At 70.3% G+C, this 26,028-nt stretch carries 22 protein-coding genes; 11 read left to right on the top strand and 11 right to left on the bottom strand.

From position 1 onward, the window contains the following. Positions 1-12 precede the first annotated feature (12 nt). On the bottom strand, positions 13-1,053 hold the full coding sequence (locus QWU11_RS23470) for an SIS domain-containing protein (RefSeq protein WP_290116524.1): 1,041 nt from the start codon (positions 1,051-1,053) through the stop codon (positions 13-15). A 198-nt stretch (positions 1,054-1,251) separates the two neighbouring features. Here QWU11_RS23470 and QWU11_RS23465 point away from each other — a divergent pair, with 198 nt between their 5' ends. Together QWU11_RS23465 and QWU11_RS23460 are read left to right on the top strand one after the other, a co-directional pair. Beyond that, entirely contained in the window at positions 1,252-2,007 is a 756-nt protein-coding gene (locus tag QWU11_RS23465; RefSeq protein ID WP_290116523.1) for a GntR family transcriptional regulator, read from the top strand. 94 nt (positions 2,008-2,101) lie between these two features. Continuing rightward, on the top strand, positions 2,102-2,578 hold the full coding sequence (locus QWU11_RS23460; RefSeq protein ID WP_290116522.1) for an Rv3235 family protein: 477 nt from the start codon (positions 2,102-2,104) through the stop codon (positions 2,576-2,578). A gap of 48 nt (positions 2,579-2,626) precedes the next feature. On the opposite strand, the gene QWU11_RS23455 is transcribed toward QWU11_RS23460, so the two are convergent. The 3 genes from QWU11_RS23455 to QWU11_RS23445 form a co-directional block, all read right to left on the bottom strand. Then, positions 2,627-3,631, bottom strand: a complete 1,005-nt coding sequence (locus tag QWU11_RS23455) for a CU044_5270 family protein (RefSeq protein WP_290116521.1) — start codon at positions 3,629-3,631, stop codon at positions 2,627-2,629. Then, entirely contained in the window at positions 3,628-4,212 is a 585-nt protein-coding gene (locus tag QWU11_RS23450; RefSeq protein WP_290116520.1) for an RNA polymerase sigma factor, read from the bottom strand. The genes QWU11_RS23455 and QWU11_RS23450 overlap by 4 nt, the downstream gene beginning before the upstream one ends. Before the next feature lie 88 nt (positions 4,213-4,300). Further along, entirely contained in the window at positions 4,301-4,921 is a 621-nt protein-coding gene (locus QWU11_RS23445) for a TMEM175 family protein (RefSeq protein ID WP_290116519.1), read from the bottom strand. Between the two features lie 351 nt (positions 4,922-5,272). On the opposite strand from QWU11_RS23445, the gene QWU11_RS23440 reads away from it, so the two are divergent. Further along, a complete protein-coding gene (locus QWU11_RS23440; protein ID WP_290116518.1) occupies positions 5,273-5,905 on the top strand; it encodes a hypothetical protein in 633 nt (210 codons plus the stop codon). Between the two features lie 470 nt (positions 5,906-6,375). Here QWU11_RS23440 and secA read toward each other — a convergent pair whose 3' ends face one another. Continuing rightward, positions 6,376-9,177, bottom strand: a complete 2,802-nt coding sequence (secA, locus tag QWU11_RS23435) for a preprotein translocase subunit SecA (RefSeq protein ID WP_290116517.1) — start codon at positions 9,175-9,177, stop codon at positions 6,376-6,378. 251 nt (positions 9,178-9,428) lie between these two features. Between secA and QWU11_RS23430 the strand changes: the two genes are divergently transcribed. Both QWU11_RS23430 and QWU11_RS23425 read left to right on the top strand, forming a co-directional pair. Continuing rightward, a complete protein-coding gene (locus QWU11_RS23430) occupies positions 9,429-9,737 on the top strand; it encodes an HGxxPAAW family protein (RefSeq protein WP_290116516.1) in 309 nt (102 codons plus the stop codon). Between the two features lie 34 nt (positions 9,738-9,771). Beyond that, a complete protein-coding gene (locus QWU11_RS23425; RefSeq protein WP_290116515.1) occupies positions 9,772-10,980 on the top strand; it encodes a crosslink repair DNA glycosylase YcaQ family protein in 1,209 nt (402 codons plus the stop codon). Here QWU11_RS23425 and QWU11_RS23420 read toward each other — a convergent pair. After that, positions 10,973-11,674: a response regulator transcription factor gene (locus QWU11_RS23420; RefSeq protein WP_290116514.1), complete on the bottom strand. Its 702-nt coding sequence runs from the start codon at positions 11,672-11,674 to the stop codon at positions 10,973-10,975. The two genes, QWU11_RS23425 and QWU11_RS23420, sit on opposite strands and share 8 nt — an antisense overlap. A 129-nt stretch (positions 11,675-11,803) precedes the next feature. Then, the gene (raiA, locus tag QWU11_RS23415) at positions 11,804-12,463 is read right to left on the bottom strand and encodes a ribosome-associated translation inhibitor RaiA (RefSeq protein WP_290116513.1); all 660 of its coding nucleotides are present in this window, start codon (positions 12,461-12,463) and stop codon (positions 11,804-11,806) included. Positions 12,464-14,128: 1,665 nt separating this feature from the next. Between raiA and QWU11_RS47400 the strand changes: the two genes are divergently transcribed. Beyond that, positions 14,129-15,163 carry a phosphoribosyltransferase family protein gene (locus tag QWU11_RS47400; RefSeq protein WP_354670887.1) on the top strand — a complete coding sequence of 345 codons (1,035 nt, stop codon included), beginning with the start codon at positions 14,129-14,131 and terminating at the stop codon, positions 15,161-15,163. A gap of 13 nt (positions 15,164-15,176) precedes the next feature. On the opposite strand, the gene QWU11_RS23405 is transcribed toward QWU11_RS47400, so the two are convergent. The 4 genes from QWU11_RS23405 to mtnA all read right to left on the bottom strand — a co-directional run bounded on the left by QWU11_RS23405 (position 15,177) and on the right by mtnA (position 20,610). Continuing rightward, entirely contained in the window at positions 15,177-16,907 is a 1,731-nt protein-coding gene (locus QWU11_RS23405; protein ID WP_290116512.1) for an LpqB family beta-propeller domain-containing protein, read from the bottom strand. Between the two features lie 334 nt (positions 16,908-17,241). Beyond that, positions 17,242-18,888 (bottom strand): MtrAB system histidine kinase MtrB, encoded by a 1,647-nt coding sequence (mtrB, locus tag QWU11_RS23400; protein ID WP_290116511.1) that lies wholly within the window; start codon positions 18,886-18,888, stop codon positions 17,242-17,244. A 24-nt stretch (positions 18,889-18,912) separates the two neighbouring features. Further along, on the bottom strand, positions 18,913-19,590 hold the full coding sequence (gene mtrA / locus QWU11_RS23395) for an MtrAB system response regulator MtrA (protein WP_141956985.1): 678 nt from the start codon (positions 19,588-19,590) through the stop codon (positions 18,913-18,915). A 21-nt stretch (positions 19,591-19,611) separates the two neighbouring features. After that, complete coding sequence (gene mtnA, locus QWU11_RS23390) at positions 19,612-20,610, bottom strand: S-methyl-5-thioribose-1-phosphate isomerase (RefSeq protein ID WP_290116510.1); 999 nt, start codon at positions 20,608-20,610, stop codon at positions 19,612-19,614. A 108-nt stretch (positions 20,611-20,718) separates the two neighbouring features. On the opposite strand from mtnA, the gene QWU11_RS23385 reads away from it, so the two are divergent. From QWU11_RS23385 to QWU11_RS23365, 5 genes are read left to right on the top strand one after another with little or no spacing between them, the layout of a single operon-like run. Further along, complete coding sequence (locus tag QWU11_RS23385) at positions 20,719-21,873, top strand: hypothetical protein (protein ID WP_290116509.1); 1,155 nt, start codon at positions 20,719-20,721, stop codon at positions 21,871-21,873. Next, complete coding sequence (locus QWU11_RS23380; RefSeq protein ID WP_290116508.1) at positions 21,864-22,520, top strand: DUF4129 domain-containing protein; 657 nt, start codon at positions 21,864-21,866, stop codon at positions 22,518-22,520. Before QWU11_RS23385 ends, QWU11_RS23380 begins: the two co-directional genes overlap by 10 nt. Continuing rightward, entirely contained in the window at positions 22,517-23,707 is a 1,191-nt protein-coding gene (locus QWU11_RS23375) for a DUF4350 domain-containing protein (protein WP_290116506.1), read from the top strand. The genes QWU11_RS23380 and QWU11_RS23375 overlap by 4 nt, the downstream gene beginning before the upstream one ends. Before the next feature lie 11 nt (positions 23,708-23,718). Beyond that, positions 23,719-24,702 carry a MoxR family ATPase gene (locus QWU11_RS23370; RefSeq protein WP_290116646.1) on the top strand — a complete coding sequence of 328 codons (984 nt, stop codon included), beginning with the start codon at positions 23,719-23,721 and terminating at the stop codon, positions 24,700-24,702. Then, positions 24,702-25,994 carry a DUF58 domain-containing protein gene (locus tag QWU11_RS23365; protein ID WP_290116504.1) on the top strand — a complete coding sequence of 431 codons (1,293 nt, stop codon included), beginning with the start codon at positions 24,702-24,704 and terminating at the stop codon, positions 25,992-25,994. Before QWU11_RS23370 ends, QWU11_RS23365 begins: the two co-directional genes overlap by 1 nt. The last annotated feature ends 34 nt before the right edge of the window (positions 25,995-26,028 follow it).

The raw sequence follows: 26,028 nt of genomic DNA, 5'->3' as shown, positions 1-26,028 counted from the left end.
AGAAACTCCCCATCATTGATCCGTCTGCGTCACCTTGCCGAGACCGCGCGGCACGTCGGGATCGATCCCGAGCCGACGGGCCAGCGCCTCGGTGAGGAGCTGGCCCGGCACGATCAGGGCAAGCGGCGCGACCCATTCCGGCAGGTCCGGACCTGGAAGCGCGCGCGTGGACGCCTCGGCCAGCATACGACCGCCGCCGACGCCGTACGCCTTCGCGCCCGCCGCCCTGACCCGCTCGGCCAGCGCGACCGTGCCGGGAAGCGTGGGCCCGTCACCCGCCGCGACCAGGATCGCGGGGGTGTCGTCGTCCACGACGGCGATCGGGCCGTGCAGCAGGTCGGCGTACGAGAGGCCCATGGCGTGGAGGTAGCAGGCCTCCTTGAGCTTGATCGCGAGCTCCAGCGCGGTGCCGTACGCGATGCCGCGGCCGGACACGACCGCCCCCGGCACCCGCGCGAGCTCGTTCACGATCTCCGGCAGGGCGTCGCCGGACTCGGTCTCGGCGATCAGCCGGTCGATCTCCTCGGGGGCGCGGCGCAGATCGGCGATGTCGACCTCGGCGCCCAGGCCGATGCCCAGCACGGCGAGCGCCGCGAGCTGGGTGGTGTAGGTCTTGGTGGCGGGTACGGCCAGCTCCTCGCCGGCCTTGGTGACCAGCGCGAGCTGGGCGGCCTCGGCGAGCGGCGAGCCCTCGCCGTTGGTCACCGCGACCGTACGAGCGCCGCAGCCGGCCGCCCAGTCGAGGGTCTCGACGATCTCCGCGGTCTTGCCCGACTGGCTGATCGCCACGGCGAGCACGCCGGACAGGTCGATCTTCTTCTTGTACGTGGTCGCGATCGAGGGCGAGGCGAGGTTGGCCAGGCGCCCGGCATGGGTCTGGATCAGGTAGCTGCCGTAGACGGCCGCGTTGTCGGAGGAACCGCGCGCGATGAACAGCACCTGCCGGGTCTCCCGGCCCAGGATGCCGACCTCGGCCACGCGGGGCAGCAGCGCGTCGAGGGTCGCCCGCAGGGCCGTGGCCTGCTCGCCGATCTCGGTCCGCATGTGCGTCATGGGGTTCTCCTCCGCCGTGGTCGCAACGGCTTTCGCGTCCGTTCGCGCCTGCTGGACCGGCGTCTCCGCGCGTAATCGCGTCGTTACGCCTTCGTAGTCCTGACCTGCATTGACACGCTAACTGGACGTGTGGTCTAGTCCGGACTAGACCAGTATGAACCATACTTCACTCCCCGACTCCGCTGCCAGAGGTACCCCATGGGCAAGATCGATCCGACCAGCCCCGTACCCAAGTACTTCCAGCTCAGGGAGATCCTCCTCGACCTGATCGAGGACGCCGAACTACCGGTCGACGCCCCGATCCCCTCCGAGCGCGAGCTGTGCCAGCGATTCGGCCTGTCGCGGATGACGGTGCGCCAGGCGGTGGACCACCTCGTCACCGAGGGCCGGTTGTACCGCGTGCCGGGCAAGGGCACGTTCGTCGCCCGCCCCAAGATCGAGATGCCGCTGCGCCTCGTCTCCTTCACCGAGGACATGCGCGCCCGCGGCCTCGAACCGGGCGCCCGCGACCTCGACCGCCGTACGACCCCGGCCAACGCCCACCTCGCCCGGATCTTCGACGTCCCGCCGGGCACGGGCGTGCACGTGATCGAGCGCCTGCGCACCGCGGACGGCGAGCCGATGGCGGTCGAGCGCTCCCACATCCCGGCGGCCGTCGCGCCCGGCCTGCTGGACACGCCCCTGAGCGACGCGTCCCTGTACGACGTGCTGGAGACCCGCTTCGGAGTGGTGTTCGACGCCGGCGAGCAGACCATCGAGGCCGGCATCGCCGACGCCGCCGACGCCCGCCTGCTCGACCTGGCACGCGGCAGCGCCGTACTCCTCCTGCAGCGGCGGTCGTTCGTCAACGGCGCCTGCGTCGAGCTCGCGGTCTCGACCTACCGGGCCGACCGGTACCAGCTGCACAGCGCCCTGGAGATCCCCCGACGCAACCGGATTTCGTCGAAGTCGTGACGTGTCCTCATCCGGTCACGTCGTATCACTCCGCGCTCTTCGCACTCTTGGTGGCTGCCGCCGCGTGGCGGCCGTCACTTCAGGAGGTTGCGAAATGCGCAAACGAACACGTCGTACGGGACCGATCCGCCTCATCCCGTACGGGGGCCATGCCGCTCTGGGGATCGCCGTGCACGGGTCACTGGCGGTCGCCCTGGACTCCGGGCCTCCACCGGGGCGGGCTCCCCGGCCGGTGCTCGGCGTCGTACGGTCCCGCCCGGACCTGCGGACCGAGGCCCGGCTGATCGCCCGGCTGGTGCTGGAGGTCCTCACCGGCCTGCGGCCGTACCACCACCTGGCCGGCCGTACGACGCCGACGCTGTTCGAGCGATTGGAGTCGCTGGCCGCCCGGCTGGCGGGCCGGGCGACGCCGCGCCTGGGCACCGTACGGGTCTGTGAGCCGGCGCGGGGCGTCGCCGAGGTCGCGGCCGTGGCGACGATCGGCGCCCACGTCCAGGCGCTGGCCCTGCGGCTGGAGTACGACCGCCGCTGGCGCTGCGCCGCGATCGAGACGACCGTGCCGCCCGGCTGAAGGTCGCGGGGGCCGTCCCTCTGCGTCTTGCGGGACGGCCCCCGCCTTTCAGCGTTGCCCGGGCCGGTCGACCACGCGGGAGTCCAGATCGGCCGTGTCGTTGACGATCTGCCCGGCGTGCTCCCAGACCTTCCCGTGGTCGTACTGGTCCTTGGTGACGGTCACCCGTGTGCCCAGGTAGCGGTACGTCGTGGCGTCCAGGATGAACTCGATGCGGTTCTCCTGGGAGGAGGAGGTCCGGGACACCGCGATGCCGGGACGCCCGGCGAGGTCCTTCACTCCTGGGACGACCGTGACGCCGGGGATCTTGGCGAGGGCGCGGTAGAGCGCCGCGTTCGTCTTGGGCGGGATGAGTTTGTCGCCATCGAGAATGTCCCCGATCCGCCCGAAGGTTCTCCTGTCGTGCCCGGGATCCTTCTCGTCGTGCCGGACCTTCGCGAGCAGGCCGTCCGGGTCGGTCGGCAACCTGGCCACGTAACCGTAGAGCGCGCGGGGCGAGTTCTCCCACAGGGCCGGGCCCCATACCGCCCCGCCCGGATAGCCGCGACGAAGCTTCTGGCCCGGGCGGAGCACCTGCTGCATCTGGAGCGGGGAGCCCTGAGTGGAGGTCGCGATCTCCCCGCCGTCGAACCGCCACCACTGCTCCACCTTGACCTTGCCGCGCAGGGTCCCGATCGTATTGCCGGGCGCGATGGCCCAGTTGCGGAGCTCGGGGGCGTAGACCCACTGGTCCGGCCTCGGCCGCGGGACCCTCTCCCGCTCGATCGTCCTGGCCGCCAGCTCGAGCGTCTGCGCGGTCGAGCCGCCCCCGGGCAGCGGTCTCGACGGCGCGGACCCGCCGGCCCGCACGACGATGACGGCGGTCGTGGCACCGACCGCCACCGCGCCCGCGACCGCGACCCGCCAGGCGACGCGTCGGCGTAGCGTGCGGGTGCGGGCCGGGGTGTCGAACTCGGCCCGCAGGCGGGCCAAGGCCCGTGCCCTCACCGCGGGGTCGTCCGGCGGGACCACCGGGCGGACGTGACGGACGAGAGTGATGTCCTGGTCGTTCATTGCGGTTCCTCCTTCAGACGCATGGGGTCGACGCCGCCGAACGCACGGCGGAGCTTCTTGCGAATGCGGTGCAGCCGCGACTTGACGGTGCCCACGGGCACGCCGAGCGCCTCGCTCGCCTCCTCGTATGTGAGGTCCGCCCAGGCGATCAGTAACAGCAGGTCACGGTCGGCCGCCGAGAGGCTCGCCAGCACGGCCTCGATCCGCGGGCCGAGCAGCTCGGCGGTCACCCGCGCGTCACTACCGTCCGCGAAGTCGGGCCTCACGCCATCGGCGGGGGTGCGGGCGAGTAGTTGATGGCGGCGTCGCTCGGCTCTTCGATGCTGGCCGATGAGGTTGGTCGCGATGCCGTACAGCCACGGCCGGGCGTCCGTACGGGTCAGGTCGTACCGTCCGCGACCGCGGAAGGCGACCGTGAAGGTCTCGGCGCCGACGTCCTCCGCCGCCTCGGGCCCGAGCCGCCACGCGACGTAGCGGTGGATCTCGTCCCAGTGCCGGTGGAAGACCTCGGCGAACCGCTCCGGGTCGGTGAGCGACGCGCCGATGCTCTGGCTGTCGTGCTCGGTGTGTTGATAGATCATCACCAACCGGTTCTCCTCGTCCGCGCGGTGCGCGTGGGTTCATCCGGTACTTGGTGCGATCGGGGGGTGGCTGTTCCCCCTCTTTTCGTTATGCCGCCGCTTTGCTGAGCCGGCGGCGGCGCCAGAACCATTCGACGGGTGACGAGAGCAGGAGGAGGAGCAGGGGCCAGTAGTTGACCGTGGGTACGGCCAGCGTGAAGACGAGGGCGGCGACGAGGAGCACGGTCGCGGTAACGGAGCCGATGCCGAAGTCGGGCCCCACGGGGTTCTCCTCGGACGCCACCTCGGGATCGAACTTGATGATGAGGTTCATGGCCGTCTGGAGCGCGTTGGCGACGAGGACCGTGCCGATGTAGAGGGCGGCGGTGAACCTGCTGCTGTGGAAGACCCCGATCATCTCGGTCGGGAAGGGCAGGGTGACGATCGCCAGCAGCCAGGCGCTGTTACAGAGCATCAGAGGCGTCGAGTAGGCGCCTACGTGCTCGTACGTGCGATGGTGCGCCAGCCAGAGCCTGATGATCACCACGAAGCTGAGGAGGTAGGTCCAGACCTCCGGCTGGTGCTTGGTGATCACCTCGACCGCGCTGTGGTGCTCTCGCGCGACCTCGGGAGCGACGTCCACGAGCGGAAGCACGAGCAGGGTGACGGCGATCGCCACGACAGCGTCGGTGAAGAAGACCAACCGCTGCGGATCTTTCTGAACTGCCACCGGAACAAACTAGCGGTTGGACGGACAAACAAGCCCGTCAACCCCGGACTCCGCCGGGGAGCCACCGGGGAGCCGTCTGATGCCGTTCATCCGGCAAGGTCACCGCGCCTGTACGTCTGCCCGATGATCCCCGGCCACGGTTTTGAGGGACCTTCCTCGCCGCTCGTACGCCCGCCCGACGACCTCGGGCCGGGTTTTGGGAATCTTCCTCGCCCCCCATACGCCCGCCCGACAGTCTCAGGCCGGGGTCTTAGGAAACTTCCTCGCCGTCCGCACGCCCGCCGACAATCCCGGGCCCGGGTATGGGGAAACTTCCTCACCACCCGCACGTCTGCCCGATAATCCCGGACCATGGGATTTTGGGGGACCTTCCTCGTGGCCTGTAGCGATCGGCCGCTCCCGGAGCTGGATGGTGTGCGTGAACTGGCCGACCACATCGTCTGGCACGGCACGGGCTCGGACGGCTGGCAGACCGTTCAGCTGCACCGCGCGCCGGAGGGCTGGCGCCCGCCGATGACCGGCGCGGACGGCAGAGAACACCTGCTGGAGTCGCTGCTCGCGCAGACCGGCCGGCCCGTACTGGCGGCCGTCGTGCTGGCCAGTGACGGCGCCCAGCTGATCGGCTACAGCCCGCGGTCCGGCCGTTGGAGCGGCTGGCTGATGCTGGAGGTGCTGATCGACTACCTCGATTCGAAGTACACCGAGCGCCTCGAAGGCGATGAGGAAGAGGATCTCCCCGAGGACCTCGATGCGTACTGGCAGAACGTCTACCGGGAAGCCTGCCGGCCGCTCTACGAGCTCGTGCCGCCCGCCGGCATCGCCGCGCCGCACGCCGTGGCGTGGGCGGCCGAGGCCGGTCATGCACCGGACGTGGAGGCGGTCGAGGCGATCCTGGACGGCGGCGACGTCTTCATCGAGAGCCAGTTCTTCAAGCTCATGACGGCGCTGGGGCTGCCCGCCATGACCCATGCCGGCACGGGCTGACAGGCCGCCTCTAACGGTTCGAAGACATGGCGCGTCACCTCATAACGAGTCGGAACGTTGCCTGCTCCGCCACCCAGTGTCCACGACCGGCAACGGCCGGTGGAAGCAGGGCGAGACACCTGTGGACAACTCCAAGGGCCTCGCCCACCGCCGGCCACCGGCGCGCCGAGCCCGGCACCGCACCGCACCGCACCGCACCGCACCGCACCGCACCGGCGGCCACGACACCGTACGAGCCGCTGGAACGCCAGGATTCCGTACGAACCGGATCTCCGGCGAGCCCGAGCGCGTGCCCGGCGTCCCGGCGAACCCAAACCCCCACCCGACACCCCGGCTATGGACGATGGCACCGCCGCCTCTGCCAGAACCCGGCCGTGTGCGAAGGCCGCGACGCGTGCGGCCGTCGCGTACGAGCCCCCGTAAAAACGGAACGGCCCCAGGCGCGTGGCCTGGGGTCGTCCGTGGTGCGATCAGTGGCTGCTGCGCGGGTCTCCGTGGCAGCGCTTGTACTTCTTGCCCGAGCCGCAGGGGCACGGGTCGTTGCGCGAGACGTTCGCGAAGGTGTCGTCGACCTCTTCCTCGTGCGTCTCGACGCCGCCCTCGCCGTCGACCGTCGGAGCGCTGTAGCTCAAGGTCTGCGGCTTGGACTCGTCCAGCCCCTTGGCGACGATTTCCGGGGCCTCGTCGGCGGAGTCGGCGACCGCGACCGGAGCCGCGCCGACGCCCGCCACCGCGGACTGCTGCTCCTCGTCGGCGATCTCCACCTCGAGGTTGAACAGGTAGCCGACCGACTCCTCCTTGATGCCCTCGAGCATCGCGGTGAACATGTCGTAGCCCTCGCGCTGGTATTCGACCAGCGGGTCGCGCTGGGCCATGGCGCGCAGGCCGATGCCCTCCTGGAGGTAGTCCATCTCGTAAAGATGCTCGCGCCACTTGCGGTCGAGGACCGACAGGATGACGCGGCGCTCCAGCTCGCGCAGGACCTCCGCGCCCAGCTCCTCCTCGCGCTTGACGTAGGCGGCCTGGGCGTCGGCGGTGATCTGCTCGGTGAGCAGGTCGGCGGTCAGGCCCTCGCGGCCGCCCGCCTCCTCGACCAGGTCGTCGGAGTTGAGCGAGATCGGGTAGAGCTGCTTGAACGCCTTCCAGAGCTTGTCGAGGTCCCACTCCTCCGGGAAGCCCTCGGCGGTGGCCGCCGTGACGTAACCCGCGACGACCTCGTCGAGCATCCGCTCGATCTGCTCGTGCAGGTCGGCGCCCTCGAGGACCCGGCGGCGCTCGGCGTAGATCACCTTGCGCTGGCGGTTGAGGACCTCGTCGTACTTCAGGACGTTCTTGCGGATCTCGAAGTTCTGCTGCTCCACCTGGTGCTGCGCGGACCGGATGGCGTTGGAGACGATCTTCGACTCGATCGGCACGTCGTCCGGGATGTTGAGGCGGGTCATGATCGCCTCGACGCGGGCGGAGTTGAACAGCCGCATCAGGTCGTCTTCGAGCGAGAGGTAGAAGCGCGACTCGCCCGGGTCGCCCTGACGGCCGGAACGGCCGCGCAGCTGGTTGTCGATGCGCCGCGACTCGTGGCGCTCGGTGGCCAGGACGTACAGACCGCCGGCCTCGACGACCTCGACGTGCTCTTCCTTGACCGCCTGTTTGGCCTTCTCGATCGCCTCGGGCCAGGCCTTCTCGTACTCCTCGGGAGTCTCGAGCGGCGACAGGCCCTGGGAGTGCAGCGCCTGGTCGGCGATGTGGTCGGGGTTGCCACCGAGCGTGATGTCGGTGCCTCGACCGGCCATGTTGGTCGCCACCGTGACGCCGCCCTTACGGCCGGCCTCGGCGACGATCATGGCCTCTCGCTCGTGCTGCTTGGCGTTCAGCACCTCGTGCGGAATGCCGCGGCGCTTGAGCATCCGCGAGAGCTTCTCGGACTTTTCCACCGAGGTGGTGCCGACCAGGACCGGCTGGCCCTTGTCGTGCCGTTCCTTGATGTCCTCGACCACGGCCTCGAACTTGGCCTGCTCGGTCTTGTAGACGACGTCGGAGACGTCCTCGCGGATCATCGGCTTGTTGGTCGGGATCGGGATGACCCCGAGCTTGTAGATCTTGTTGAACTCGGCGGCCTCGGTCTGCGCCGTACCGGTCATGCCGCCGAGCTTGTCGTACAGGCGGAAGAAGTTCTGGAGGGTGATCGTGGCGAGCGTCTGGTTCTCGTCCTTGATCGTCACGCCCTCTTTGGCCTCAATGGCCTGATGCATGCCCTCGTTGTAGCGGCGTCCGTGCAGGACACGGCCGGTGAACTCGTCGACGATCAGGACCTCGCCCGCGTTGACGATGTAGTCCTTGTCCTTGCGGTAGAGCTCCTTGGCCTTCAGCGCGTTGTTGAGGAAGCTCACCAGCGGCGTGTTGACCGAGTCGTACAGGTTGTCGATGCCGAGCCAGTCCTCGACCTTCTCGACCCCGGTCTCCAGGATGCCGACCGTGCGCTTCTTCTCGTCGACCTGGTAGTCGCCGTCCTCGCCCTCGGGACCGTCGGCGGCGCGCTTGAGCCGCGGCACGATCTTGGCGAACTCGGTGTACCACTTGGAGTTCTGCTCGGCGGGGCCGGAGATGATCAGCGGGGTACGCGCCTCGTCGATGAGGATCGAGTCGACCTCGTCGACGATCGCGAAGTGGTGACCGCGCTGGACGCACTCGTCCAGGCTCCAGGCCATGTTGTCGCGCAGGTAGTCGAAGCCGAACTCGTTGTTCGTGCCGTACGTGATGTCGGCCTGGTACGCCTTGCGCCGCTCCTCCGGCGTCATGTCGGCCAGGATCACGCCGACCTCGAGGCCGAGGAACTGGTGCACACGGCCCATCCACTCGGCGTCACGCTTGGCGAGGTAGTCGTTGACCGTGACGACGTGGACGCCCTCGCCGGCCAGCGCGTTGAGGTAGGCCGGGAGCACACAGGTCAGGGTCTTGCCCTCACCGGTGCGCATCTCCGCGATGTTGCCCATGTGGAGCGTCGCGCCACCCATGACCTGCACGTCGAAGTGCCGCTGGCCCAGCGTGCGTTTGGCCGCCTCGCGGGCCGTGGCGAACGCCTCGGGAAGCAGATCGTCGAGGCTCTCGCCATCGGCGAGGCGCTCCTTGTAAGTTTCAGTGAGCGCACGCAGGTCGGCGTCGCTCATGTCGACGAAGTCTTCCTCAATGGAGTTGACCTGGTCGGCGATCCGCTTGAGCTTACGCAGAACTTTGCCTTCGCCGGCGCGAAGGATCTTGTCGATGACTACTGGCACTCTCGGGAGCTCCTCGAAGCATTCGTGGTATCGCCGGGGGTCGTGTCCGACGGCGCATACACGACCCGTACGGTGTCATCGTAGGCGAGTACAACCGTACAGCGGGACTACCGTCACTATCACGAGACCCGGGTCGCCCGCGACCGCGCCGGGGTTTGCCATCATCGTGCCAAACCATCGTGTACAAAATGGAACAGCGGACGTGTGACTCGTCCGCATGACTTATGCGCGGATTCCGCGGGAGGGACGCCATGGCCCAGAACTCACACGCCGGCCGCGCCAGCTCATGGCTGGCGGTCATCGTGATCTGGATCGGGTTCGGTGTCGGAGGTGCCTCGCTGGTACCCGGGCCGAAGTGGTGGATGTTCTGGGTGGGCGTCGGCATCGTCGTGGTCGGCGGTGTGATCGGCGCGGCCGTGCACATCTTCGACGACGTCATCATGGACGGGCCTCGCGAGGTCCCCGAGGAGCGGCACCACTCGGAGCTGGCCGGCGGACGGGGCGAGGCCAACGGCCCCGGGATCGCCACCGACCCGGCCACGACCAGGCCGCACGGCTGAGTTTTCTGTCACCGGCCCCCCCTACCATCAGGCCATGTCTCCCCCAGAGCTGACCTCCGAGCAGGCACGCAGGATCCAACTTCGCGCCCAGGGTCTTCTCGGGCGTGTCGTCACGCCTCATACGGGCGGTGGCCTGCGGGGCGACCCCGGCGCACGGCGGGCGCTCGGCGCGCTGCGGCACGTTGGAGCGGTCCAGCTCGACACGATCTCGGTCCTCGCCCGCTCACACGAGCTGGTGGCGTACGCGCGGCTCGGTGCGGTCGGCCGATCCAGCGTCGAGCACGCCTACTGGAACGGCACGGCCGCGTTCGAATACTGGTCGCACGCCGCGTGTGTGCTGCCGATCGAGGACTGGCCGCTCTACGCCTTCCGGAGGCGGGCCTACCTCGAACGCGGCCACCACTGGCACCACACGCCAGAACAGGCGGCCAAGGACGTCCTCGCGCGGCTACGGGCCGAGGGGCCGCTGACCGCCACCGGCCTGGGCGGCGCGAAGAAGGGCGGCGAGTGGTTCGACCGTACGGACCACAAGATCGCCGCGGAGTTCCTGCTGGCGACGGGTGAGGTGGTCTGCACGCGCCGTACGGGATGGCGGCGCGTCTACGACCTGGCCGAGCGCGCCATTCCCGACGAGCTTCGCGCACCGGACCTGTCCGACGAGGAGTGCATCACGACGCTGGTGGCCCGCGCCGGACGCGCGCTGGGCGTGGCGACACGAGCCGATCTGGCCGACTACGTACGGGTCCGGGGCGATCAGGTGGCCGCGGTGGTCGGAGCGACCGGCCTGGTGCCGGTGACGGTCGCCGGCCGGGACGCCGCGTGGGCGCACCCGTCGGCGCTCGCCGAGGCTCCGCGCGGGCGGCACCGTACGACGCTGCTGTCCCCGTTCGACTCGCTCGTGTGGGACCGCAAGCGCACACAGCGGATGTTCGGCTTCGACCACCGGCTGGAGGCGTACGTCCCCAAGCCCAAGCGCGTGCACGGTTACTTCACGATGCCGCTGCTGGCGGGCGGACGGCTGATCGGCCGGGTCGACCCGGCGCGCGAGGGCCGTACGCTCATCGCCCGGAAAGCGTCCTTCGAGCCGTTCGCGGTCTCCACCGCGGCCAAGGCGGAGCGCGCCATCGACCACTTGGCCGACGCGCTACGTGAGGCGGCGCAGTGGGTCGGGTGCGACGCGGTCCGCGTCGACCGCCTCGACCCGCCCGCGCTCGCCGCGCCGCTGGGCGCCGCGCTCAGCTGATCTCGAGCAGCTTTTCGCGCACCGCGTAGACCACGGCCTCCATGCGCGAGTGCAGCTGGAGTTTCTCCAGGATGTTGCGAATGTGGTTCTTGACGGTGTTCTCGGAGATGAAGAGCTCTTTGGCGATCTCTCGGTTGCCGAGGCCCCGCGCGACGAGGCGGAGGACCTCCATCTCACGGTCGGTCAGCTTGGGTGCGGGCACCTGCTGCTGCCGCTCGTCACCGCGCTTGGCCATGACCGCGAACTCGGTGATGAGCTTGGAGGCCATGGAGGGGCTGATGAACGACTGACCGTCGTGCACCGCGCGTACGACGTCGGCGACCTCGTCGATCGAGACGTCCTTCAGGAGATATCCGGTGGCGCCGGCCTTGATCGCTTCGAAGAGGTCCTCCTCCTCGTCGCTGATGGTCAGCATTACGATCTTGACGCTCGGCACCTGGTCCTTGATGGACGTGCACGCCTCGATGCCTCCACGGCGCGGCATGCGAATGTCCATGAGCACGACGTCGGGGACGAGGTCGCCCACCTGCTCGACGGCCTCCTGGCCGTCGCCGCACTGGCCGACCACCTCGACGCCGTCCTCGTCGTCCAGCACCATCTCCAGGCCACGACGGAAAAGCGCATGGTCGTCGACGATGAGGACGCGGATGGGATCACCCGCCGCGGGGTCACGGGTCTGCGGAGCCTCGCTCAACTCCTCCTCCAAACGGTGCGCCGGCCCATGGGGATCCTGGGCGTGTCGCGGGGGTGCTCAGGTACGCCCCAACGCGGGGCGTACCTGAGACCAGAGTGGTCGAGGTGATGGCGCGGCGCAAGCGCAGCGTCACTCCTCGATAAGACGGATCACCCCATAATCCCAGCCTCGCCGCCGGTATACGACGCTCGGAAGCCGGCTCTCCTTGTCACGGAAGAGATAGAAGTCGTGGCCGACCAGTTCCATCTCGAATAGAGCCTGGTCAAGTGTCATGGGTTCGGCCTTGTGGGCCTTCTCCCGCAAAATCACCGGACCGTCGCCTTCCATCGCGATCGGCACGATGTCGCCCGCGTCGGGCGTGGTATTGACGTTTTCATCCCATTTGCCGGGCGGCTCTGTTGCCGTTACCGGCGGCTCGACGGCCGGGATGTCCCCTATGTCCGGTGCGAGGGCTGATGCGAGCCGTTCGCGTCCGTGGTTGCCATGGTGCACCTTGCGGCGGTCGCCCATGCGGCGCAGCCGTGACTCGAGCTTGCCGAGAGCGACGTCGAGCGCGGCATAGCGGTCGTCCGCCGCCGCCTCGGCCCTGATCACGGGGCCGCGAGAGACGATGGTGAGCTCGATACGCTCACGTGTGTCGGCCTGCCGGGGATTGTGCTCCTCCGAAACCTCCACGTCGACCCGGATGACCTTGGGATCCAGCTTTTCGACCTTGGCGAGTTTGGTGTCCACATGACGCCGGAACCGATCGCCCACGTCCGTGTGGCGTCCCTTCACGATGATGTCCACGGGGACCCCCCTCCTCCCGGTATTTAAGAGCACCCGGCACGGGGCGGCCGGGTTCAACACTCCCTGTTCCACCACTCTGTTGCCACGAATCACGGGAAAACACCCGCCCGGCCGACCTGGTCTTCGTCCCCACATCCGCCTGCTGAGAGGCTCGCGGCGCTTTCGCCACTACTGCTCTTCTCTCGGCCCGGGAGACATCTGATCCCCCGGCGAGGCAGGACTTACTTCTAAGCCGCACCGTGATCGGTCGACGAGAAGTCGCCTTACGTGGGCCGTTTAGCCTGCGGCTGGCATCGGCTTGCCGGGCCGGTTGAGACTCGGCGCAACCACGGACCCGGGCGGGTGTCATGCCAGGAACGCTAACCCCTTACGACTCGAATGTCAGGTGGGGGGACCGGTTAAGACCACGGAGGGTCATTGAGGGGGGCGACTTCGGCCCTCATATCGGTGTGGCGGACGGGCGGTTGCGGGGGTGGTGTGGGGGTGGGGTGCGCTGGTCGGCCGGTGCGGTGGGGCGGGGCTGGCGGTTTTCGGATTGTTCGCTGAGTGGCACCTTGGGTGCTTTGCGTGGTTTTTGGGGCTGTTGGGGGTGGTGTGAGTGGGCCGAAACTTGTCACTTTGCGTGGTTGAATCGATCGATCTCGGGAGGGGATGGCTCTTCGGCGTGTCGGGGGTCGTGGGGGGTGTCTTGCTCAAGCGGCCCTTACTCGGCGGCGCGGACGGCTGTAATCAGCGCTTCTGTGTTGGGGGGTGTCGTACGGCGTGTTCTCGACGCGGCAGGGACTCGAGCCGGTCACGGCGGTGCGGTCCCCTTCGCCGCGGAGTTCGCCACCGCGTTCCCCGACGCGGCGATCACCGTCACCGCGATCCCCGCCACCACGATTCCCGACGCGCACGATCCCCGGCGGCGGCTGCCGCGCGCACACCTCGGTGGGGATCGCGGGCGGGCCGGCGCCAGCCGCCGCGCTGCCGGAGCTCCTCCCACGTCCGCGACCGGTCTGGACAGCGCTCGCAAGCCTGAGGCCCGATCTAGTGGGCAAATGAGCAGGAACCCGGGGCGGGACTGCGTCAGGCGCCCTACGGCGCTCTCTTGCGGCCCTCCTCCGAGGAATCGACTCGGAGAAGGGCCGTCCGAGACAACGTCGCACGCGAAGGCCGGGGCCGAACGCTAGTGGTAGCAATGGCGGAGGCCGAGGCGCTCCACTCTCCGTAGCCGACGTATATCCGCATAGGCGCGCCCATGTGGGGTGCCGTACGGCGTGCTCGCGGCAGGCTGTCTCCCTGCGGGTACCGACTCGCCCCGCCGCGCCCCCGGGTCCTCACGATCCAGCTCAGCGTCGCACGACCAAGACCGGTCAGCGGCGGGAGGGTGGTCCGACCACTATCTGCGTGGGTGGGACCTTGGTGGAGCTGATGGCCTGGTTCGCGTGGGCGACCGTCGTGGCGTCACGTCAATGACATGTCGGACAGCCACGAGCCGTCCAGGTCGATGGCGAACCTGCCCTGCGGGGCGCTCGATCCGCACTGGAGCGACAACGTCGGCGGCCAGGAGCGGCCCGTGCAGAGGACCGCGAGCCGGAGCCGGGGAGTGCGTCATGCACCGGGTTATCCACAGGCTGTGGATGGGCCTGGTGTCCATCGGCGCGGCCCGGCAAGCTCCCTGACATGGGCGTTCTCACCGCAGCACTCGACCTCGTACTCCCCCGACCCTGCGCTGGCTGCGGCGCGGTCGAAGGTCTCTTATGTCCAACCTGCGCACCGCAACTGACCGCTCCCGCCCGCCTGAGCCTGCCCTCTCCCGTGCCACCCGGCCTGCCACCGACATGGGCCACAGCGTCGTACGCGGGTGAGGTCCGGCAATTGATCATCGCGCACAAGGAGCGCGGCCTGGCGGGTCTGGCGCGCCCTCTAGGGGCCGCTCTGGCCAACGCTGCGTTCGCCGCAGCGGATTCGGCGGGGGTGGGCTCGCCGGTGCTCCTCGTCCCCGTCCCGTCCTCGAGAGCGTCCGTACGCCGCCGAAGCCGCGACCCCACCCTGATCATCACCCGCGAGGCCGCCCGCGCCGCTCGCTCCCTGGCCCGCGCCGCCCCCGCCGACCGGCCTGCCAGAGACGCCGAGAACCGGCTTCGCCCGACGGCCACCCTGCGAGCCACCGGTCCGCAGGCGACCAGTCCCCGGTCAACCAATCCCCGGGTAGCCACCCCATGGGAAACCAGTCCGCGGTCAACCAGCCCCGAGGCGACCAATCCGAGGGAGCCCGATCCCCAGGCAACCAGTCCTCAGACAACCACCCCACGGACGACCGATCCGAAAGCCACCGGCATGCGGGCTACCGGCATGCGGGCTCCTGATCTGCGGGTTACTGACCTGCGAGCGACCGGCACACGGTCTACCGGCACACGGTCTACCGGCCTGCGAATCGCCTCATGCGTACCCGCGCTGAGACATCGCCGCCGCGTCGCGGATCAGTCCGGCCTCACCGCCACCGCCCGGATGGCCAACCTCACCGGCGCGATGGAGGCGTGCCTGGATCTCCGCGGAGTATGCGTGATCTTGGTCGACGACGTGATCACAACCGGAGCCACCCTGGCCGAGGCGGCACGAGCGTTGCGCGCCGCCGGAGCCGAGGTACCGGCCGCCGCGGTCATAGCCGCCACCGAACGCCACGGCAGTACCAACGACTCGGGCGGAGGTTCCTAGGCGCGGGCTCGGGTCAGCCCGGGTAAGCGGGGTCGGAGGTGCGATTGAAGCACTTCCACTCGCCGTACTTGTCGCTCAGCCGGCAGACATTGTCCAAAGACTGGGGGTTCGACACATGTTGCGTCACTAGCAGGGGCGCGCCCGGATAGGCGGCGATGGCCTTCATGTCGCCGCCCGGGCCCACCATCGGCTGGATGGCCGCGCCGCTGACCGGCACGTCGTACAACAGCGGCGACGGATTCCCCTCCGTCACGCCCACGACGGCCAGGTGGTCAGCGTCGCGCCAGGCCAGGTCGACGGCGCCTCGCAGGTCCGAGCTGATCGCGATGAAGCCTTCCGCCTGCAGGCCGCCGGTCGGGGCTCGGTCGACGCGGCCCAGCTGGACCTGCGAGATGTTCCCCATCTGGACGATCGCGGCCGCGCGGGTGCCGTCTCGGGAAATGCGCAGAGCCTTCACCGGGTACGGCGCCAGCGTCCAGCCGTCGACGGCGAGCTGTTTCGTGCCTCCCTGGATCTCCCACAGCCGGGAGCCGGAGGAGTTCGACTCGACCGCCCACACGTTGCCGCGCGAGTCCCACGAGGGCGTGCTGAACCGGCCGCCCTTGAGCTTCGCGTGCAGTACGAACCGCGTGGCGCCGTTCGTCAGGTCGGTCACCGTCACCGTGTCGCCGTGCGACCCGACGGCCGCCACCTGACGTGTGTCATAGGAGATCGCAGGATGAGACACCCGCAGTTTGGGCAGCAGCACCGACGGCATCGTGTCGAGCCGGGCCAGCCGGCCGTCGGCCGTACGGGCATAGCCCCGTGGCACGTCGCCGTCGCCGTCCGGGTCGTACGCGCTCCAGGCACCCGCCGACTGCACCGTGCCGTTCACGCCTGGTACCTGCACCGGTTTGCCGTCTACCTCCAGCTTCAGCTGGTCCACCTCGCGCAACTGGCGCAGGGTCCACATGAGCTGGATCGACATCGTGCGCAGATCGCCCGAACGCGCCTGCCGGCTGAGGTCGACCGTGGCGACACCGCCGGAGATGTCCAGCCTCCGCAGCTGCGTACCCGACGGGAAGCCCGTACGGACCGCGGCGCCGCGCAGCCATGTCGTCGGGCCACCGAGCAGCTGCTTCACAAGCTGCTCGGACAGCCACGTACGGCTCACGAGCGGAATGAACACCGGGTTCGGCACGAGAACCTGAGCGTCGGGGGCGAAGAAGTACAGGTCGAACGTCCGGAAGGCCCGGTCGACGTCGTTCCGGCTGAGCAGGAGTTCCTGGGGCAGCTGGCTGATCCGCCACTGCTTCTGGGCGTTGCGCTGCAGCTCGTACGTCTGCTTGAAGTGATGCGGGTCGGCAAGATACTGCCCGTCCGCGCCGATCCGCCCGAGCTGGTACACCTCGTCGGTCACCGACGCCCGGTCGCCGTCGAGCTGTACCGCCGACTGCTCAACCCGGTCATAGACCACCGTCGCGACACCCGGCCGCCAGCAGCCCCCGCACGCGAGGTACTCACGGGCCACCTTGTGTTCACCGTTCGGCCCGTCGAAGCTGCCCGAGGCGGCCTGGAAGGCCGTTATGATCTTTCCAGGATCCCAGTCAGGACCCGGCCCGACCGGAATGACGCGGACGTACGGGTCGTCGATGGGCTGCTGATGCCCGGTCACCCGTCCGCCGACCACCTGACTGCCGGACGGGACGCTCGCGCACCCGGTGAGCACGGTCGCGACGAGAATAAACGGAAGCGTTCGCCTCATCCGACCGCCCCCAGCTCCGCAGCCCGAGCCCGCCCGCCACACGGCAGCCGCATCCGACGCCCCGCTCGTCCGTCCCGACAACGATCCACGATCCGCACACGCCGTTCAGCGCGCACGGCCCCACCACGACCCACGGCCCGCGTATCGCGGCCCGCTCGCCGAACCCCATCACACTCCGCGCCCCACATATCAGGCGTCGCTCGGACGGGCCGAGCGCAAGCCGCGAAACGCACATCGTCGGCCACTTGCACGGCCTCAACGCGAACCGCAGAACGCAACCAGGCCGCGTCCGCAGCCCCTCGCGGCTCCGGTAGCAGGCCAAGGCGCGGGCGGATCATGCGTCGGCTTCCAGTTTCAGTTCCGCGTACGGGGCGCGGCGGAGTTCGACCTCCGGCGGCACCAGGGGCAGCGGGGAGCCGCGTAGCTCCGCGCCCGCCACCCGCGGCAGCGACAGCCGGAACTGGGAGCCCTGGTCAGGCTCGCCCCACGCCTGGAGCCAGCCACCGTGCAGCCGTGCGTCCTCCTTCGAGATCGACAGGCCCAGGCCCGTGCCCCCCGTCGTACGGGCACGCGCCGGGTCGGCTCGCCAGAAGCGGTCGAAGACCATGTGCGCCTCGCCGGGACGGAGGCCGCAGCCGTGGTCGCGTACCGCGATGGCGACCGCGTCGCGGTCGGCGGCCACGCTGACCACGATGTCCCGGCCCTCGCCGTGCTCCACCGCGTTCACCAGGAGGTTTCGCAGGATGCGTTCGACCCGGCGGCGGTCGACCTCCGCCATCGTCGCCTCGCCCGGGAGCTGTTGCACGATCTTGCTGCCCTTGCGTTCGGCCAGGTCCTCGGTGTCGCCGACCGCGCGCAGCACGAGTTCGCGGACGTCGATGGACTCCGCGTCCAAGGTGGCGGCGCCGGCGTCGTAACGGCTGATCTCCAAGAGGTCCGCCAGCAGGCCCTCGAAACGCTCGAGCTGGCTCTGCAGCAGCTCCGCCGAACGAGAGGTCAGCGGGTCGAAGTCCTCACGCGCCTCATAGAGGACGTCCGCCGCGATGCGGATCGTCGTCAGCGGGGTGCGCAACTCGTGGGAGACGTCCGAGACGAACTGCCGCTGCACCTTCGACAGCTCCTCCAGCTGGACGATCTTCTCCTGGAGGTTGGCGGCCATGTCATTGAACGACGTGGCGAGACGCGCCAGGTCGTCCTCCCCGCGTACCTTCATGCGTTCTTCGAGGCGGCCCGCGGCCAGGCGCTCGGCCGATTGGGCCGCCAGCCGGACCGGAATCACCACCTGGCGCGTCACGAGAGAGGCGATCGCGGCGAGCAGGAGCACGAGCGCGCCGCCGACGCCGAACAGGGTCCGCTGGACCACCGTCAGGCTCTGCTTCTCCTGGGTCAGCGGGAACAGGTAGTAGAGCTGGTAGCCGTTGACCTTGGTGCCGACGATCAGCCCGGCCGCCGACGTGCCGTCGTCATAGGACAGCCGGCCGTACGTGCGGTACGGCGTGCTGGCGAGCGAGCGCTCCACCTGCTGGGTCAGGCGCTCCGGGACGCTGTCCAGTTTGATGGCGTTGCTGCTGAAACCGGCGATGCCCGGATCGTTCTCGTCCCTGATGATGACCTCGTACAGGCCGGCCGGGCCGCTGCGCCGGGCCAGCGTGGTCACCACGTCGTTCAGCTTGCCGTTCGTCGTCTCCTGGTCGGTCGGCCCCGCCGCCAGGCGGCCCTGGGCCACGCCCACGCCGTCGTCGAGCTGGAGCAGCGCGGCGCGTTCCTTGGCCTCCAGCAGAGCGTTGGTGATCTGCTGCATCAGGAAGACGCCGAGCACCGCCACGACGACGCCGGAGATGACCAGCGTCGTCGTGACCACGCGGACGCGGATCGAGCGGCGCCAGCTCGCGTGCGCCGTGCCGAGCGCCAGGCGGAAGAGACGACGGACCACGCGCAGGCCGCGCCGGGCCGTCGCTTCAAGAGGGATCCGCATGGTCATGGCCGGGGGCGCACAGGCCCGGCCCTAGGCCGGGCCGGCCTTGTAGCCGACGCCGCGAACGGTGACGACGATCTCCGGGTGTTCGGGGTCCTTTTCGATCTTTGCTCGGAGCCGCTGGACGTGGACGTTGACCAGCCGCGTGTCGGCGGCGTGGCGGTAGCCCCAGACCTGCTCGAGCAGAACCTCGCGGGTGAAGACCTGGCGCGGCTTGCGGGCCAGCGCGACGAGCAGGTCGAACTCCAGCGGGGTCAGCGGAATGTGCCGGTCGCCGCGTTTGACCGAATGCCCCGCGACGTCGATCGCGATGTCGCCGATCTGCAGCAGCTCCGGTGTCGGGTCGTCGGTGCGGCGGAGCCGCGCGCGGACGCGCGCCACGAGCTCCTTTGGCTTGAACGGTTTGACGATGTAGTCGTCGGCGCCCGATTCGAGGCCCAAGACGACGTCGACCGTGTCGCTCTTGGCCGTGAGCATCACGATCGGCACACCGGTTTCGGCCCGGATCTGGCGGCATACGTCGATGCCGTCGATACCGGGAAGCATCAGGTCGAGCAGCACGAGGTCGGGGCGGGTCTCCCGGAACGCCTCGAGCGCTTTGTCACCATCGTGGACGAAGGAGGGCTCGAAACCCTCACCCCGAAGCACGATGCCGAGCATCTCGGCCAGAGCCAGGTCGTCATCGACGACCAGCACGCGTCCTTTCATGTACCCTCATCGCCGGTGTAGTCAGAGGCGGGTCCCCCCAGGCAGGCCAAGGTTACCCCCGTTCTCCCGTGTAATGACCCCCTGCTCAGTGACGATCGCCGTTACCAGATGTCCTGGAGTGACGTCGAACGCCGGATTGTACGCCCGGCTGCCCTCCGGCGCCATACGCCGACCGGCGATCGTGGTCACTTCGTCCGGGTCACGCTGTTCGATCGGAATGTCTGCTCCCGTACGGGCCTCCGGGTCGATCGTGCTCGTCGGCGCGACCACGACGAACGGCACTCCGTGGTGGTGGGCCAGCACCGCGAGGGGGTAGGTGCCCACCTTGTTGGCGACGCTGTGGTCCGCCGCGATCCGGTCGGCGCCCACGACCACCAGGTCCACCTCGCCCGCCGCGAACAGGCTGCCCGCCGCGTTGTCCGGCAGCACCGCGTACGGCATGCCGTGCCGCCGCGCCTCGTACGCCGTGAGCCGTGCCCCCTGAAGGAGCGGCCGCGTTTCGTCCACCCACAGGTGCTTCAGGCGGCCGGCCCGGTGAGCGGCGGCGACGACGGCCAGGGCCGTACCCTCCCCGCCCGCCGCCAGGGCGCCCGCGTTGCAGTGGGTCAGGACGCGGGCGTTCTCCGGGACGAGCGTCAGGCCGTGCTCGCCCATCCGCGCGCTCGCGGAGGCTTCCTCGGCGGCGATGGCGTGCGCCTCCGTGAGGGCGTCGCGACCCTCCCGATGGGCCTCCTGGACCCGGCGCGCGGCCCAGCCCAGATTGACCGCAGTCGGCCGCGCGTTCGCGAGTTCGCCGGCCGCCGCGTCCACGTCGAGACCGAGTGCGGCGGCGAGCGCGACGCCGTACCCGCCGGCGATGCCGAGTAGCGGCGCGCCGCGTACGGCAAGGCTCTTGATCGCCGCCACGAGCGCCGGAACGTCCTCGCAGAGAAGCGTGACCTCCTCGTTCGGCAGCCGCGTCTGGTCGAGCAGTGCCACCGCGGGGCCATCCGGGGGATCGATCCAGCGCAGGGGTTCCACGCCCCCATTTTGCCCCATTTGACACTGAAGCAAAGGAGTCCGAGCGCGTGATCACCCGGGCACCTTCAGGCGTGGCAGGATGAGCCGTACTCACAGGGGGGAGTAGGTGTGACCGACCCGCGGCCTTGGGCGACGCCGGGCTCTGACGAGCCCGCCGCCGACGCGCCCGCGCCCCTGGAGCCGGAGCCCCCCGCCGACGAAAGCGAGACCGAGGGCGAGGCCGAACTCCAGGCCGAGATCCCGCTGCGCCCGCTTGGCGTCTCGGAGATCCTCGACGGCGCCGTCACCTACATCCGCCGCAACCCGCGCGCCACTCTCGGCATGTCGGCGGCCCTGACCAGCGTCGTCGAGGTCATCGTCACCGTCGCGCAGTACTTCTTCATCGGCTCGAAGGCCCGCGAGGAGGTCACTCCGGGCGTCCTCGCGCGGACCGTCGGCTGGGCGTTCATCACGGTCTCGGGCGGCATGCTGCTCACGGCGTTCGTCGTGCTGCTGCTCAGCGGCCTGCTCGCCCCGGTCATGGCCCGTACGCTGCTGGGCCGTGCGACGTCGTTCACCCGATCGTGGCGCGCCGCGCGGCCGTCGGTGATGCGCCTGCTCGGCGTCTCGGCCCTCCTGATCGCGATCGTGATCCTGTCGGTGGCGGTGCCGTTCGTCCCGCTCGCGGCGGCGGTCGCGGCCGGCGCGCCCGTCGGGCTGCAGGCCCTGGCGTGGATCTTCGCCGTGCCGGTGTCCCTCGTGCTGATGGTGTCGAGCTATGTGTGGTTCGCCCTTGCCGCCCCGATCCTCATCATGGAGCGGCGCGGGGTGATCGCCTCGCTGCGGAGGTCGGCGGAGATCGTACGGGGCCGCTGGTGGCGGACGTTCGGCGTGCTGGTCCTCGCCCAGGTGATCGCGGTGCTGGCCGGGTTCGTCGTGCTCCCGATGCCGTTCTCGGTCGCCGGACGGATCGTGCTGGGCTTCGACTCCGAGCCGACCGGCTGGACCCTCATCGGCCTGGTGGCGCTCTCCGCGATCGGCCGCATCGTCGCCGGCACCCTGGCCAACCCCTTCAACGCCGGGGTCATCGCGATGCTGTACGCCGACCGGCGGATGCGGCGCGAGGCGTTCGACCTGGAGCTTCAGATGGACCCGCCGGACGACCCGCTGGCCGCGTGGCTGCCGGGGCCGCTGACCGCCGCGGGCTCCGGCCCGCAGCCCATGATGCCGCGAAGCGCCCCGCCGGCGCCGCACACGATGGCACCGCCGCCGGGATGGCACTGATGATCGAGTACCTCTCCCCTCCGGTCGGCCGGGACGACGCGCGCGAGCTCGCCCGCCGTGAGCTGCAAAAACAGATCTACCACCGCGACGAGCCGTCGTTCCTCGACCGTCTCCTGCGCCGGATCGGCGACTGGATCGACTCCCTGTTCGACCACGTGCCCGGCGACCACACCGGAGGCAGCGGAAGCTGGACCGCGCTGGCCGCACTCCTGCTCCTGCTCATCCTCATCGCCGCCGCGATCTGGTGGCGGATCGGCAACGTTCGCCGCAACGCCGCCGAGCGCGCGAGCCTGCTCGACGACGCGCACACGACCGCCGAGGACCACCGCTCCGCCGCCGAACGCCACGCCGCGGCCGAACAATGGCCCGAGGCCATCCGCGAACGCCTGCGCGCCATCGCCCGTGACCTGGAAGAACGCGTCATCGTCCAGCCGCGCCCCGGCCGTACGGCGGACGAGCTGGCCACCGAGGCGGGCCTGGCGCTGCCCGACCACGCCGACGAGCTGTCCGCGGGCGTACGGATCTTCGACGACGTCTGGTACGGCGGCCGTACGGGCGACGCGGAGGGCTACGGGCGGCTCACCGAGCTCGACCGCCGGCTGCGGTCGGCGCGTCCCGTGCCACTCGTCTCCGAGGGGACCCGGTGACCACGACGACAGAGACGGCCGCACCGCCGGCCGCCCCCGAGAGCGCCCGCAGCGTCGCGCGGCGCCGCTGGAACCGCTCGCGCGGCATCCTGGTCGTGGTCCTCGCGCTCCTCGTGCTCGGTGTGGCGCTCGCCGCACTGCGGCCGACGACCCGGCCGGAGTTCCTCGACCCCGACTCTCCCGGACGGCAGGGCACCCGGGCGCTCGCCGAGATCACCCGGCAGCACGGCACGCCGGTGACCGTGGCGCGCACCACGTCCTCGGCGGCGAACGCGCTGCTGACCCATCCCGACGCGACGCTCGTGATCGCCCGGTCGGAGCGGCTGCGGCCGGAGGACCTGAATACCCTGCGGAGCCTGCCCGGCGACCGGCTGCTCATCGAGCCCACCGCGGACACGCTGGACGCGCTCGCCCCCGGCGTCGTCGCGGCCGGCGGCAGCTCGGGCACCTTCGACGCCGGCTGCTCGCTCCCCGCCGCGACCTCCGCGGGTCAGGTCGGGCTCTTCGGCTCGACCGTCTACACCGCCCCGGCCACGGCGGCCAAGTGCTACCTCGACGGCGACCATCCGAACCTCGTCCAGCTTCCGGTGGGCGGCTCGACCGTCACGGTGCTCGGCTCCGGCCTGCCGTTCACCAACGAGCGCCTCACCGAGGACGGCAACGCCGCCCTCGGCATGAACCTCCTCGGCACCCGGTCCGAGGTCGTCTGGCTGCTGCCGGACCCCCCGCCGCCGGGCACCGGGCGCAAGTCGTTCGGCGACCTGGTCCCGTTCGGGGTCAAGCTCGCCGTGCTGCAGGCGGTCATCGCCGTCGTCCTCGTGGCGCTGTGGCGGGCACGCCGCCTCGGCCCCGTCGTGGTCGAGCCCCTGCCGGTCGTCGTGCGCTCGGCCGAGGCGGTCGAGGGCCGCGCCCGGCTCTACCGCGCGCGGCGCGCCGCCGACCGCGCCGCCGTGGCGCTGCGTACGGGCGCGCTCGAACGACTGACGGCGCTGCTCGGCTTGCCCAAGAGCGCCGCCGCCGACCCGGGCATGGCGACGGACATCGTCGCCGGGATCGCCGCCCATACCGGAGAGCCGCCCGCGATGATCGGTAACGCGCTGTACGGTCCTCCACCAGTGGACGACGCCGAGCTGGTCCGGCTCGCCGGCTACCTCGACGAACTCGAAAGGCAGGTTCGCAACTCGTGAGCGAGTCCAACATGTTCGGCGCCGAGCCGGTGGACGCGGGTCCGGCGGAGGACACCCGCGCCGCGCTGATGGCACTGCGCGGCGAGGTCGCCAAGGCCGTCGTCGGTCAGGACGCCGTGGTGACCGGCCTGGTCATCGCCCTGCTGTGCCGCGGCCACGTCCTGCTCGAAGGCGTACCCGGGGTGGCCAAGACGCTGCTCATCCGCACACTGGCCCAGTCGCTGAAGCTCGACTTCAAGCGCGTGCAGTTCACCCCCGACCTCATGCCCGGCGACGTCACGGGCTCGCTGATCTATGACAACCGGACCTCGGAGTTCGAGTTCCGCGAGGGGCCCGTCTTCACCAACCTCCTGCTCGCCGACGAGATCAACCGGACGCCGCCGAAGACCCAGGCCTCGCTGCTGGAGTCGATGGAGGAGCGTCAGGTGTCGGTCGAGGGCATGCCGCGCCTTCTGCCCGACCCGTTCGTCGTGTGCGCCACGCAGAACCCCATCGAGTACGAGGGCACCTACCCGCTGCCCGAGGCGCAGCTCGACCGGTTCCTGGTGAAGCTGAACGTCCCGGTGCCCTCCCGCGAGGACGAGATCGCCGTCCTGCAGCGGCACGCCTCCGGCTTCGACCCCCGAGACCTCGACGCCGCCGGCGTCTCTCCCGTCGCCGGCCCGGAGGATCTGGCCGCCGGGCGCGAGGCCGTACGCCGCGTCCGCGTCGACCCGAAGATCAGCGGCTACGTCGTCGACCTGTGCCGGGCCACCCGGCAGTCGCCGTCCCTGCAGCTCGGTGTCTCCCCGCGTGGCGCCACCGCGCTGCTCGCGACGGCGCGCGCGTGGGCGTGGCTGTCCGGCCGCGACTACGTACGCCCCGACGACGTGAAGGCCCTCGCCCGGCCGACGCTGCGCCACCGCGTCCAGCTCCGGCCCGAGGCCGAGCTCGAGGGGGCCACGACCGATGGCGTGCTCGACGGCGTGCTGACCACCGTCCCCGCACCCCGCTGATGGCGCTGACCGGCCGTACGGGGCTGCTGGCACTGCTCGGCGCGGTGATCATGGTGATCGCGCCGAGCTGGTGGACGCTGCTCGCGGTCGACGTTCTCCTCGTCGCGCTGGTCGCCGCCGATATCGCCCTGGCCGGCAACATCCGCGGCCTGGGCCTGCACCGCTCGGGCGAGACGAACGTCCGCCTCGGGGAGACGGGCTCGGTCTCGCTGATCGTGGAGAACCTCGGCACACGCCGGCTGCGCGCCGACGTACGCGACGCCTGGCCGCCGAGCGCCGGGGCCACGCCGCGCTCGGTCTCCCTGTCGGTGCCGGCGGGCGAGCGCCGCCGGGTCGACATGCGTCTCGCGCCCACGCGCCGCGGCGACCGCCGGGCCGTCTCGGTGACGATCCGGTCGTACGGGCCGCTGCGGCTGGCCGCCCGCCAGCTCTCACGGAAGGCGCCCTGGACCGTACGGGTCCTGCCGGCGTTCCCGTCGCGCCGCCACCTGCCCGCGAAGCTGGCCCGGCTGCGCGAGCTGACCGGGCAGCACGTCGCGCTCATCCGCGGCCAGGGCACCGAGTTCGACTCGCTGCGGGAGTACGTGGACGGCGACGACGTGCGCTCCATCGACTGGCGGGCGACGGCGCGCCGCAGCGACGTGGTCGTACGGACCTGGCGCCCGGAGCGCGACCGGCGCATCTACCTGGTGCTGGACACCGGACGTACGGCGGCGGGGCGGGTCGGCGACATCCCCCGGCTCGACTGCTCGATGGACGCGGCGCTGCTGCTGGGCGCGCTGGCGTCGCGGGCCGGTGACCGGGTGGACCTTCTCGCGTACGACCGTCAGGTGCGGGCGCGGGTGGAGGGCAGCACGCGTACGAGCCTGCTGACCGCGATGGTCCGCGCGATGGCCCCGCTGGAACCCGAACTCGTCGAGGCCGACGCGGCGGGCATGGTCTCGACCCTGCTGGCCCGCGTACGGCAGCGCTGCCTGGTGGTCCTGCTGACCGACCTGAACGCGACGGCCATGGAAGAGGGCCTGCTGCCGCTGCTGCCGCAGCTGACGGCCAAGCACCTGGTGATGATCGCCGCGGTGAGCGACCCGCGGGTGAGCGAGATGGCCACGGCCAGGGGCGACGCGGCGGCGGTGTACGACGCGGCGGCGGCCGAACGCGCCCACGCCGACCGGCGGCGGGTGACGGCGGAGCTGCGGAAGTACGGAGTGGAGGTCGTCGACGCCCCGCCGGAGGAGATCGCCCCGGCCCTGGCCGACGCGTACCTCTCTCTCAAGGCCGCCGGCCGCCTCTGACTTACGACTTGCCGTAGCCTGTGAGAACACAGGC

The sequence above is a fragment of the Actinomadura sp. DC4 genome (assembly GCF_030406325.1).
GTDB lineage: Bacteria > Actinomycetota > Actinomycetes > Streptosporangiales > Streptosporangiaceae > Actinoallomurus.
Note: the sequence above shows the minus strand (reverse complement) of the source record. Positions and strands in the feature narration are given on the sequence as shown.